This is a genomic window from Caballeronia sp. SEWSISQ10-4 2 (genome assembly GCF_030464885.1).
Lineage (GTDB): Bacteria > Pseudomonadota > Gammaproteobacteria > Burkholderiales > Burkholderiaceae > Caballeronia.
Genome location: NZ_JALPRJ010000152.1, coordinates 1 through 11,028, shown reverse-complemented (window position 1 = coordinate 11,028; position 11,028 = coordinate 1). Strand labels below are relative to the sequence as shown.

10 protein-coding genes are annotated in these 11,028 nt (G+C 62.8%); 7 read left to right on the top strand and 3 right to left on the bottom strand.

What is annotated here, in order from left to right; genetic code table 11:
* Positions 1-137 precede the first annotated feature (137 nt).
* Both M0D69_RS42285 and M0D69_RS42280 read right to left on the bottom strand, forming a co-directional pair.
* Positions 138-1,211 (bottom strand): branched-chain amino acid ABC transporter permease, encoded by a 1,074-nt coding sequence (locus M0D69_RS42285; RefSeq protein WP_301787742.1) that lies wholly within the window; start codon positions 1,209-1,211, stop codon positions 138-140.
* Between the two features lie 4 nt (positions 1,212-1,215).
* The gene (locus M0D69_RS42280) at positions 1,216-2,091 is read right to left on the bottom strand and encodes a branched-chain amino acid ABC transporter permease (RefSeq protein WP_301787741.1); all 876 of its coding nucleotides are present in this window, start codon (positions 2,089-2,091) and stop codon (positions 1,216-1,218) included.
* A 186-nt stretch (positions 2,092-2,277) separates the two neighbouring features.
* Between M0D69_RS42280 and M0D69_RS42275 the strand changes: the two genes are divergently transcribed.
* Together M0D69_RS42275 and M0D69_RS42270 are read left to right on the top strand one after the other, a co-directional pair.
* On the top strand, positions 2,278-2,610 hold the full coding sequence (locus M0D69_RS42275) for a helix-turn-helix domain-containing protein (RefSeq protein WP_301787740.1): 333 nt from the start codon (positions 2,278-2,280) through the stop codon (positions 2,608-2,610).
* A 557-nt stretch (positions 2,611-3,167) separates the two neighbouring features.
* Positions 3,168-4,589, top strand: a complete 1,422-nt coding sequence (locus M0D69_RS42270; protein WP_301787739.1) for an amidase — start codon at positions 3,168-3,170, stop codon at positions 4,587-4,589.
* Between the two features lie 36 nt (positions 4,590-4,625).
* Here M0D69_RS42270 and M0D69_RS42265 read toward each other — a convergent pair whose 3' ends face one another.
* The gene (locus tag M0D69_RS42265; RefSeq protein ID WP_301787738.1) at positions 4,626-5,462 is read right to left on the bottom strand and encodes a FadR/GntR family transcriptional regulator; all 837 of its coding nucleotides are present in this window, start codon (positions 5,460-5,462) and stop codon (positions 4,626-4,628) included.
* Between the two features lie 229 nt (positions 5,463-5,691).
* Between M0D69_RS42265 and M0D69_RS42260 the strand changes: the two genes are divergently transcribed.
* The 5 genes from M0D69_RS42260 (at position 5,692) to M0D69_RS42240 (ending at position 10,972) form a co-directional block, all read left to right on the top strand.
* Positions 5,692-6,927 (top strand): acyl-CoA dehydrogenase family protein, encoded by a 1,236-nt coding sequence (locus tag M0D69_RS42260; RefSeq protein ID WP_301787737.1) that lies wholly within the window; start codon positions 5,692-5,694, stop codon positions 6,925-6,927.
* 61 nt (positions 6,928-6,988) lie between these two features.
* Entirely contained in the window at positions 6,989-7,267 is a 279-nt protein-coding gene (locus tag M0D69_RS42255; protein ID WP_301787736.1) for an acyl carrier protein, read from the top strand.
* Entirely contained in the window at positions 7,251-8,318 is a 1,068-nt protein-coding gene (locus M0D69_RS42250; protein WP_301787735.1) for a 3-oxoacyl-[acyl-carrier-protein] synthase III C-terminal domain-containing protein, read from the top strand. Before M0D69_RS42255 ends, M0D69_RS42250 begins: the two co-directional genes overlap by 17 nt.
* On the top strand, positions 8,305-9,252 hold the full coding sequence (locus M0D69_RS42245; protein WP_301787734.1) for a ketoacyl-ACP synthase III family protein: 948 nt from the start codon (positions 8,305-8,307) through the stop codon (positions 9,250-9,252). The genes M0D69_RS42250 and M0D69_RS42245 overlap by 14 nt, the downstream gene beginning before the upstream one ends.
* A gap of 67 nt (positions 9,253-9,319) precedes the next feature.
* The gene (locus M0D69_RS42240; RefSeq protein WP_301787733.1) at positions 9,320-10,972 is read left to right on the top strand and encodes an acyl-CoA ligase (AMP-forming), exosortase A system-associated; all 1,653 of its coding nucleotides are present in this window, start codon (positions 9,320-9,322) and stop codon (positions 10,970-10,972) included.
* Positions 10,973-11,028: the final 56 nt, after the last annotated feature.

Sequence of the window (11,028 nt, the reverse complement as noted above, 5' to 3'; positions counted from 1 at the left end):
TGAACCTATGCACAACGTAGCGCCCGCCCTACTCGGCAATGAAGTCCGGATTAAGGCATCCGGAGCGCTTAGTCTGGTCACCCCGAACTTGCGATGTTCTGCAAGCTCCACCCTTTAGGGGTGGGGTAGTTGGCCCATTACTGCCCTCCTCCCGCACGGCGCGCCTCGGGTAACGCGCGCCTTGCTGCCATCGCGCGCCAGACCCCGCGCAGATTGATCGCAACCCTCCGGAACCTGAGACCGTCTGGCAGAAACAGCACGCAGCCCAAAAACAATGCGCCAAGCAACAGCGGCCATAACTCCGTGCTGTAGCTGCTTATTCTCTGTTTCAGAAGCGTGAATGCGACTGCCGCGATCACGGGACCGCCAATCGTGCCCCGGCCGCCGACCGCGACCCACAGGATGACTTCGGTCGCAAGCAGCGGCGAAAAGACGTCCGGCGCAACGACGCCTGAACACGCGGCCATGAGGCAGCCGGCAAGCGCCGCGAGCAGCGCGGAAATGACGAATAGCCGCAGCAGATGAAATGACGTGTGATAGCCACAGGCCCTTGCCCGCCACTCGTTCGTGGAGATCGCGGCAAGTACCTTGCCGTAGCGGCTCCGACATGCGAGCCATGTGAGACAGGCGGTTGTCAGCACGAGCGCTGCAACGGCGTACCAGGAGCGAAGCGGGCTACTGAGGTCGAGCGAGTGTCCTGCAAACGTGGCGGACAGACCCGGAATGCCGAGAATACCGGTGTCGCCCCCGGTGACCGACTGCCAGCTCGTGGCGAGTTGCTGTGCGATGATCAGCACGGCCATGCTGACGATGGCAAAGAAATGCAGCCGTACACCAGCGTAAAGCAGGAAGTAGCCAATCCCAGCGGCTACCGTCCCCGCGCACAGCAGCCCGATCAGGATCGCGCTAACAGGTGCGAGGCCGAAATGCACGGTGGCAATTGCGAACCCGTAGGTGCCCAGCCCGAGAAAGGTGGTATGGCCGAGCGTCAATACCCCTGCCTTGCCCCACAGCAGGTCGTAGCTGAGTGCGAGCAGCCCCATCACCAACGCGTCGCGCACAGTTGAGAGCGCATAAGGCGCGACGCAATGCGGGAGAATCAGCATGAGAAGTAGCCCCAGGGCCCACCCCACGACAAACGGTACATCGCTAGATCCCGGCCTCGGCTGCGACAGCCAGAGGCCCGCATGCAACTTGAGTCGCTCAAACATGGATTCACCTCTTGCCGAGAAGCTGATGGGCGGCGCTGAATCCGGGTATCAGACCCTGCGGCCTGAAACGGATCACGACGATCGACAGAATCAGCACGAGTGCGGACGCGAGCGACGGATCGACCCTGTAGCTGAAGAGCGTCTCGGCCGTACCGATCACGGCGCTACCAACAAGGCTTCCGGCAATCGAGCCGATGCCACCCAGGACGATCACGAAGAATGCCTTGCCAAGGTAGTACACGCCGAGGTGAGACTCCACCGAGACCATTGGGGCGACGAGCACACCGGCGAGCGACGCGAGCGCTGCACCGCCCGCGAACGCAATGCGGTTCAGATGCCGCGTATCGATGCCGACAGCCTCGGCCATCGCCGGGTGCTGGATAACGGCGCGCAGTTGCGTGCCGAAGCCCGTATGCGAAAACACCAGCCAGCAACCGGCTGTCACCGCAACGGCGACGCCAATCATGAAGATCCGGTAGGCAGGGTAAGTCGCGCCGAACGCCGTCAAGGCACCGTTAAACGGCGCGTACACCAGCATCGGTTGGGTACCGAAGACGAGTTCCAGTGCCTTTTGCAGGATAAGGCTCACCGCGTAGGTCGCGAGCAGCGTGTCGAGCGGGCGTTTGTACAGCAGGCGGATCACCGAGCATTCCAGCACCCACCCAAGTGCCGCCCCCACCGCAGGTGCGACGACGAGCGCGACCCAGAACGCATCCCGACCACCTAGCGACTGGGCAACTGCAAGTGTGTACGCACCGATCGTGACCCACTCGGCATGAGCGAGGTTCACGATGTCCATCATGCCGAACACGATGGCGAGTCCCAAAGCCACAAGGGCCAGAATGCTCACGTAACTGAGGATATTGAAGATTATCGTCATGGTTTGCCAATCAAGATTTCTGCCCCTGTTCGAGCCACATCGCGCCGCTTCGCAGGCAACCCGTTCTGCTAGGGTTGTGCTGGCCGTCCACGCGCATCCTAAAATCACCACAAACTAAGTAATTCTTAGCCTCAAGACTAAGAATTACTTAGTAAAACATCAAGAAGAATCTAAGAAACTCTGAGGATGACCCGAGACACAGCGAGTTCATCTATCTTTCCAAAGCGCCTGAAACAGGCTCGCGAGCGCTCGGGTTTAACGCAGGAACAGTTAGGCATTCGCGCTGGAATAGACGAGTTTTCGGCCAGCTCGCGCGTCAACCAGTATGAAAAGGGCAAACATGCCCCCGGCATACAGACCAGCCAGCACCTCGCCAAGGCACTACACGTCCCGACCAGCTTTCTCTACGAAGAAGATGACCTCCTGGCGAATCTGATCATCACTGCAGGACGACTCAGCAAAGAGAAGAAAAAAGCCCTTCTTGCTACTGCGGAAACGCTGGCAGAGGCGAAAAGTTAAGAGTTTCTTAGTAGAACACCCGCTAGTTCGCCTCCGCACACGAAGTTCAGTGCTCCCCAACCACAAATCCGAATAACGCCAGAACGAGTTGAAAACGTTGGCAACGATATCATCCATCGTTGCGTTCATGCTCGCCGAGGCCAGATACCACTCGATCGCGGGATGTCAGCAATAACCTCCGTTTGCTGCGACACCATCCCAATGCGATGGACAAACGCTCAGCGTGTTCCGCGATAACCGACCGGCTTCAGCACCCGTCCGCCGCGCGGGCGAAGCGCTTCTGGTGCCTTAACCATCCGTCACTGTCGATTGCTCGACAAACACCTGTCACGACAAAGACACAGACTCTCGTCACGTGTAATGCACAGCCTCGCTCGGACGAATGGCGCTCACGTCAATTTATTGTGATTAATTTACGCCAACTCGGATGATGCGGTCAATGGTGAATAAATTAGCGTTTACCCTCAAATAACCCGATGAAGTTCGCTTGAATGTGCAAGCTTGACAAGCTTCTCGGCCGCGCCTATGGTTATTTCTTATAATTAACTGGAGGCACCATGAGCGAATTGTGCGACCTCACCGTTCTGGAACTGACCACGCTCTACCAGACCGGCACCGCCTCACCGCTTGACGTGATGAAGCAGGTTCTCACGCGCATCCGCAGCTTCGATCCGGCAGTCAACGCTTTCTGCCAGATCGCCGACGATGCGCTCGCCATGGCACGCGCCTCCGAGCACCGGTGGCAGCGGCGCTCGCCGTTTGGCCCGCTTGACGGCATACCGATCAGTATCAAGGACAACGTGGCCGTCGCCGGCATGGCGACCCGCTACGGCTCACTGACGACCCCGACGCACGCTGCGCAAAGCGATAGCCCCTGCGTTGCGCGACTGCGCGAGGCCGGAGCCATCTGCTTTGGCAAAACCACACTGCCCGATTTCGCGCACAAGATCGTGACTGACAGCCCGTTGACCGGCCTCACGCGCAACCCGTGGCGCCTGGACTGCACGCCAGGCGGCAGCAGCGGCGGTGCTGCTGTTGCCGTCGCCCTGGGCATGGCGCCCGCCGCAATCGGGACTGACGGCGGCGGCTCCATCCGGATTCCGGCTGCATTTACCGGAACCTTCGGATTCAAGCCTAGCTTCGGACGCGTGCCACATGCGCCGCGCGGCCCCTTTGCTTTACTGAGCCACGTCGGACCGATGACTCGTTGCGTCGAGGACGCTGCGCGCATCATGACGGTGATCAGCCGACCGGATAGCCGCGACTGGTACGCGCTGCCGTTTGAAGGCAGCGATTATGAGCAGGGACTGCGATGCCGGCTCGCGCCTGGTGGCATTCGTATTGCTCTTAGCCCCACGCTGGGACTACCGGTAAATCTCGAATCAAACGTGTATGACACCGTCACCCGCGCGGGCGAAGTGTTTCGCGAACTGGGAGCGAGCGTGCGGCGTGCGGACCCGCCCGGCGTTGCACGCAGCAATGCAATCCATGCCACCCTGTGGCCGGCGTGCTGCAATCAGCTTGCTGGCAGCATGCCGGACGGCGGTGCCCAACTCGACCCGTCGCTGCGAGCCTACGCGCATGCGGGAAGTAATATATCGGGTGAGGCACTTCTGGGTGCGCTGGTCGAGCGCGGCGAACTTGGCGCCGCGGTGAACGCATTCTTTGAGCAACACGACGTCCTCATCTGCCCCGTGTATCCATGCGTGGCGATGCCGCTTGACGGACTGCCTGCGGGCAACGCGCTCTTTCCGCATTTCACGGCCTGGTGCAATCAGTCGGGCTTGCCCGCGGCAAGTGTCTACGGTGGCATGAGCGACTCGGGTCTTCCTGTGGGCGTGCAGATTGTCGGCGCCCGCCATGCCGATGCGCTCGTCCTGTGGGCCTGTTACGTGTTCGAGCAGGCTTTCGGACGCGCGCCGCTGCCAGAACTGGCCCGCGGATTTCGCGCGGCCGGACATGGCAGAACTCCCTCATAAGGCGAACAAATCGGCACGGCTCCCCCGCATCGCGCGCTACTGCGGCCTGCGTCTTCTCGCGTGCAATCCAAGATCAGAATCGACCACGAGCTTCTGGCGTAGCGCCGCGTGCACCTTGCGCAATTGCGCTTCGGCCTGCTCCATGTGTTCCTGCATGAGCCTGCTGACCGCCTCGGCGTCACGGCGTCTCGCCGCCTCAAGAATCTCCCGGTGCGCGGCCACAGTCGCCCGGCCGAATGCCTGATAGTCCCGCTGCGTCACGTTGCCCGCGACGACAACCAGACTATGCAGCATCTGGTTGATGATCTGGCACAGACAGCGCAGAAAAGCATTTGGGTTGGCCGCTGCGAGCACGTCATGGAAATGGATGTCCTCGTGACGCTGGTCGAGTGCGTGCTCGTGGCTTGCCGCAAACGGCTCGCATACTTCGATACTAAGCTCCAGTGCTTCGAAGTCACCTGCCGTCAGATGCGCCACAGCGCCCGCCGCGAGTAGTGGCTCAAGCGCCCGGCGCGCCGCATAGATGTCCTCAAGGCTGACACGTTGGAAGAACAGGTAGTTCTGCAGGCTCTGGAACGCCCGTTCCAGCGGCACCTCGGTGATCGTCGCGCCACCGTCCGGCCCCGTGCTCAGCGTCACCAGCCCCTGCACCTCGAGCGCTTTGAGCGCGTCGCGCATCGAGCCGCGGCTCACGTTGAACGCCTGCTGCAGCTCGGCCTCCTTGCTCAGCCGCATCCCCGGACGCACCCTGCCGTCCGTGATCCAGCCCTTGATCAGCTCCGCCACCTGATCGCCCCGCTTCGTCGTGCGGGGTCCTCTTCTGTCGGGCTGAGGCAAGGGTTTCCTTTCTTTCGTCTGTCGTCGTGCTGCCATGCGCGTCGCACCTGTCGTTGGCGATTTGAGGGTCGGTTGCAAACGTGCATTATCCGTCATCGGGCGGTTCAAGCGCCGGGTTATACGGCAAGACGCCCCCTCCCAATGTTCGTAGGTAGCGCGAGTGCCCCGGCGCCACCTACGCTTTACGCCGTAACGACACGCATGTAATCGCCGCTTGTGCGTGATGCATCAATCCACAACCGATCCGTCCCCCGAGGAACCGCTCATGGTCAATCCGTCGCGCTCGTTGCCGTATAACCCAACGCTCGAGGAAATCCGTGCAGGTCTTGCCGCGCATCGCCTGGATTTGGACCGGCTGGCTCGGAGCATGCGCAGCGAGGGCCGACTGGCGGACGCGAGCGGACAGATTCCAGAGGCTCTGTGGAAGGCATGCGAGGCGCGCGCACTCAACCTGAACCTCGTACCGGTCGAACACGGTGGATGCGCTGCTGTGCAATCGCTCGTGTCGCGCACGGCGCTCATGGAATATCTTGGCCATGCCGATGCGGGTCTGGCCCTCGCACTGCCCGGCCCGGGCCTTGCCGCGCCGCCCATACTCGCGCTCGCAAGTCCCCGGCAGCAGGCGGCATTCTTCCGGCGCTTCGACAACGACACACCGCGCTGGGGCGCGTTCGCCATCACGGAGCCCGACTGCGGATCTGACGCGACCGCCATGCGGATGACGGCGACCGAAACCGGGCAGGGATGGCGTCTGAACGGTACCAAATGCTTCATCACCAATGGCGCACGCGCCAATTGCATCGTCGCCTTCGCCACAGTGAACCGTCGACAAGGACGCTACGGCATCCGCGCGTTTCTCGTGCCTGGCGACACGCCAGGACTCGTTGTTAGTCGCATCGAGCGGATGATTGGACTGCGCGCAAGCCAGCTCGCAGTCCTCACCTTCACAGACTGCGAACTGCCTGCCGAAGCGCTGCTCAGGCGGGACGATGAACACTCCCTCCACGACGCGTTCTCCGGCGCACAGCAGGCATGGGACTATTTCCGTCCGCTGTTGTCCTCGATCATGATCGGCACCTGCTGGCGCGTACGCGACGAGCTCGCCACGTTCTTCGACGCCGGTGGTTTGCCGGCGAGCCCGCATCTGCGCGTCGCTGACGTGAACGACCGTCTCCTTGACATCGAGCGCAGGATCACCGCGGCGCGCCTGCTCTGTCATCACACCGCGTGGCAAGCCGACCGTCAGTTGGCCAGCTCGCTGGACGCGTCCATCACCAAGGCGTACGCGTCGCGCGTCGCTGCGCACATCACGCGTGAGGCCCTCGAGCTTGCGGGGCTGGAAGGCATTGCCGCCCATCCGGCACTCGAGCAGAGCTATCGTGACGCGAAGGCGTACGACATCATGGAAGGCACGGGCGACCTGCAGCGACTCATGATTGCCCGCGCAGCCCAGCGCACGCCACGCGATTTCATCTGGGGAAGCGCCCTGTCCGTGCCCTAAACGGCTACGCCCGCCGTCTTCCCTCGTTCATTTCCTGCTGACGCAACATCTGGAGACCGTCATGACGTCTGACGCCACATCCCCCGAACGCAGCGACATTGCCGCCACCCTGAAGACGTGTCTGCTGTCCGTACTTGGGAGCACCGTCCAGGCCGACCTGGTGCAGGACGACACCAATCTCTTCGACATCGGTATCGACTCGATGAACATGACCGAACTGCTGCTCGGAATCGAAAAGCACTTCAATTTCACCCTCGCGCCCGAGGACCTGTCGTCCGACCTGTTCCTGCGCTTTGCGAACCTGACCGCGTTCGTGCAATCCCATGTCTGCCGCACCTGATACCTGTGTGTCCAATGCCTGCATCGTGGCGACAGCAAGTTACGTCCCAGCTTCGCGGGTCCCGCTGACTGCGCTCTCCAGACATGCGTCCGAGTCGCTCGAACAGAGGGCAGACGCGCGCGAAGCACTCATGCAATCGATCTATGCAGGCACGATACATTGGCGACAGACCGAGTACCCCGCTGGACCGGCGGACGCCGACGACCTAGCAACACCGCCCGACGCGAGCGGCATCCTGACGGTCGCCGTCGAACGGGAGCTCATGCTCTCGGACATGGCGCTACACGTCTCCCACCGGCTTCTCGCCACGGCGGGTCATCACGCGGCCGCCGACACGATCGACCAGATAATCGTCTGTCAGGGCAGTTTCGAACACGACCTCACGCTCTCGTGTGCCTGCAGACTTCACTGCGAACTGGGACAGGGCCAAGTGCCCTTCGCGCTCGGACAGCTTCAAGGCGTCTCTTTCGTGATGGCGCTCAAGGTCGCAGCAGCGTTGATGGCGACGGACGCGCAAACCCGAACCGTGCTGATCGTGGCAGCCGAGCGTTGGCGCCCCCCGTTTGAGCGCACGGTCGGCGCGCTGACGGCGCTGGGCGACGGTGCAGCAGCGGTGCTTGTGCAAGCCGGCGCCGAAACGGGCTGGAGCGTACGGGGCCTCACCGTGCGCACACCGGCGGTGTCAGCCGGTGTCGAGCGTCGACTCGCCTGGATTGACACGGCCACGCTAACCGGTGCAATCGATGAAACCTGTCTGCAGGCAGGCGTCAGCCCTGCTGCAATTGACTGGGTGTTGCCAGCACATCTGAACCGGACACTGGCACGCGACATCAGCGCCCAGTGCGGCTTGTCATCCGCACGTACCGTGCTGGGTGATGCGGGCAGCATCGGCTACCTCTGTGCCGCCGATACACCGGTCAATCTTGACCGTTTGCTGCGCGACATCAGGCCGCATCCCGGGCAATACATCCTCGCCTGGTCAGCAGGCCTCCAGGGACAAGCCGCCTGCGCATTGCTGCAATTCCGTGGAGGCGAGCATGTGCGCACCTGAACACCCGCCCGCGCTCGCGCTTGCCGGCGTCGCATACTGCCTGCCCGACAACATCGTCGATGCGCATACGTGGGCAGCCCGCTGCGGGCAGTCCGCCCGGCGTGCCGCAGCGCTCTTGGACAACGGTACGCGGTGTTTCCACGACGCAGCTGGCAAGTCGCCCGCCGATCTTGCGACCCAAGCGGTGCGTACACTGCTCGCAGCCACGCGCGTCACGCCAGACTCCATCGATGCGCTCATCTACGCGCATACGATCCAGAGCAGCATCATCGCACCACCCGCAGGCACAGCCCACCTGATCCAGTGCACGACCGGGCTCGGCCGTGCACTGGCGTTTTCGGTCGCGCAGCAGAACTGCGTCTCACCGTTTGCCGCCATTCGCACCCTGCGTGCATTGATGGCGCAAAACAGCGCGATCGTGCGGGCCATCGTCGTGTGCGCCGACCTGATTGGCCCAGGGTGCGATCATCTGCGCGCCATCCAGAACCTTGCGCTTCACAGCGACGGCGCCTGCGCCCTGCTTCTCGAGCGCGGCGGCGCCTGCAACCGTATCGAGAGCCTGTACCTGTACACGGACCGACGCTTCTTTCGCGCGATGGACGATGACATCCAGCCCGTCCCCGATGACAGGTACTACTGGTCCGCGTTCACGACGATGCGCGCAACGCTCAGACAGGCCGGCGTGCACGCGGACCAGATCACGTGCGTGCTGCCTCATCACGTCAATCTGCCCGGCTGGCGTCGGCTGATGGCCATGCTCGGCATTGCGCAGAGCCGGCTCTTCACGCATAACTTTGCGCGCATCGGCCATGTATTCGGCGCCGATCCGTTCATCAATTTCCAGGATAGCGAAGAAAAAGTGGCAGGCGAGCGCTCGTTACTGTTCTCGAGCGGCCTTGCCGGCTGCTTCGGCGCCATGGTGGTGCGCCACTGAATCGGTTTGAACAAAAAGGTATCAGACCTCAACTTTATTTATTTGCATTCCTTATCAAGGTACAACGATGCACAACATCATGGAACTGGTAGAAGCAGCGGCGAGCCGCGCACCCGACGCCGAAGCGCTCGTCGTGGATCGTACGCGTCTGACCTACCGCGCGCTCATCGCGCTCAGCCGCGGGTTTGGCGCGCAGTTGCGTGCACTCGGAACATCCTGCGGCGATCGTGTCGCGATCTTCCTCGACAAACGGGTCGAAACCGTCGCCTCGATGCTCGGGGCAGTTGCCGCAGGCTGCGTCTTTGTGCCAGTGAACCCACTTCTCAAACCGCGCCAGGTCATGCACGTCCTCCAGGACTGCGGCGCACGGTGCCTCGTCACCTCCGCGCTTCGCGCCGAGTTGCTCGGCGCGGACGCACTCGCGAGCGTGCCACACATATTCCTCGTCGATGACCCGGCGGCCACCCCATCATGGCCGTCCGGCACGACGACCCGTCACCGCTGGTCCGGGAAAACCAGCTCGAACCACATACCGTGCGAGCACAGCACGGGCCTCGCCTCAGGGTCCGCTGCGTGCATCGACACCGATCTGGCGGCCATCCTCTACACGTCCGGCTCCACTGGCCTCGCCAAGGGCGTCATGCTCAGTCATCGCAATCTGCTCGAAGGTGGCTGGAGCGTCGCGCACTACCTTCATCACGTCGCGTCGGACCGCATTCTCTCAGCATTGCCGCTCAGCTTCGATGCCGGTCTCAACCAGCTCACCTCAGCCTGGGCTGTGAACGCCACAGCGATACTGCTCAACTACCTGACACCGCAGGACGTCATGGCTGCCTGCGAGCGCGAACGCATCACGGGCATGACAGGGGTGCCGCCCCTGTGGATGCAGCTTGCGCACGCGCCGTGGCCCGAAGCCGCGCGCCGTCATCTGCGTTATTTCGCCAATACGGGCGGGCGCCTGCCGCTGCCCGTCCTGCAGAGCTTGCGGGCGCTTTTCCCGCAGGCTGAACCGTACCTGATGTATGGTTTGACCGAAGCGTTCCGCTCCACGTACCTCGATCCTGCAGAGGTCGACCACCGCCCCGACTCGATCGGCAAGGCCGTACCAAACGCCCGCATTCTGATCGTCCGCGAGGACGGCTCCCCCTGTGGGCCAGAGGAGGTCGGCGAACTGGTTCATGTGGGCGCCTGCGTCACGCTTGGCTACTGGAACGACGCCGCGCGCACCGCCCTGCGCTACCGACCCTCGCCAGAGGTAAAACCCGGTGGCGCGCCCCGCGACACGGCCGTCTGGTCCGGCGATCTTGTGCGGCGCGACGCTGACGGCTTTCTTTATTTTGTCGCGCGCAACGATGCGCAGATCAAGAGTTCCGGTTACCGCATCAGCCCCGAGGAAATCGAGGAGGTCGTCCACGCGAGCGGACTGGTCGCCGAAGCCGTTGCTCTTGGCGTACCCGACGACAGACTGGGTGAGACGATCGTGCTGCTGGTCACCTCCTTTGCGCCCGCAACATCGCTGGACCCCGAGGCCTTGCGCGGCTGGTGCGCGCAACACCTGCCGCCCTACATGGTCCCTAACCGGGTCATTGTTCGCGAAGTGTTACCGCGCAATCCCAACGGCAAGTTCGATCGTACTGCCCTGCGAGCCGAGCTGGACGCCGCACCGGGTCGCCGGGCAGCCCCGTCCCGGGAGGCGCTGCCGTCAACTACCCCGCCCTGACGGGCGGAGCTTGCAGAATACCGCGAGCTCGGGTTGACCAGACTAAGCGCTCCGGA

Coding starts and splice junctions, on each gene's coding strand:
- M0D69_RS42245 (WP_301787734.1), top strand. CDS start 8,305: ATGTGCGCACCTGAACACCCGCCCGCGCTCGCGCTTGCCGGCGTCGCA.
- M0D69_RS42270 (WP_301787739.1), top strand. CDS start 3,168: ATGAGCGAATTGTGCGACCTCACCGTTCTGGAACTGACCACGCTCTAC.
- M0D69_RS42275 (WP_301787740.1), top strand. CDS start 2,278: ATGACCCGAGACACAGCGAGTTCATCTATCTTTCCAAAGCGCCTGAAA.
- M0D69_RS42285 (WP_301787742.1), bottom strand. CDS start 1,211: ATGTTTGAGCGACTCAAGTTGCATGCGGGCCTCTGGCTGTCGCAGCCG.
- M0D69_RS42260 (WP_301787737.1), top strand. CDS start 5,692: ATGGTCAATCCGTCGCGCTCGTTGCCGTATAACCCAACGCTCGAGGAA.
- M0D69_RS42265 (WP_301787738.1), bottom strand. CDS start 5,462: ATGGCAGCACGACGACAGACGAAAGAAAGGAAACCCTTGCCTCAGCCC.
- M0D69_RS42250 (WP_301787735.1), top strand. CDS start 7,251: ATGTCTGCCGCACCTGATACCTGTGTGTCCAATGCCTGCATCGTGGCG.
- M0D69_RS42255 (WP_301787736.1), top strand. CDS start 6,989: ATGACGTCTGACGCCACATCCCCCGAACGCAGCGACATTGCCGCCACC.
- M0D69_RS42280 (WP_301787741.1), bottom strand. CDS start 2,091: ATGACGATAATCTTCAATATCCTCAGTTACGTGAGCATTCTGGCCCTT.
- M0D69_RS42240 (WP_301787733.1), top strand. CDS start 9,320: ATGCACAACATCATGGAACTGGTAGAAGCAGCGGCGAGCCGCGCACCC.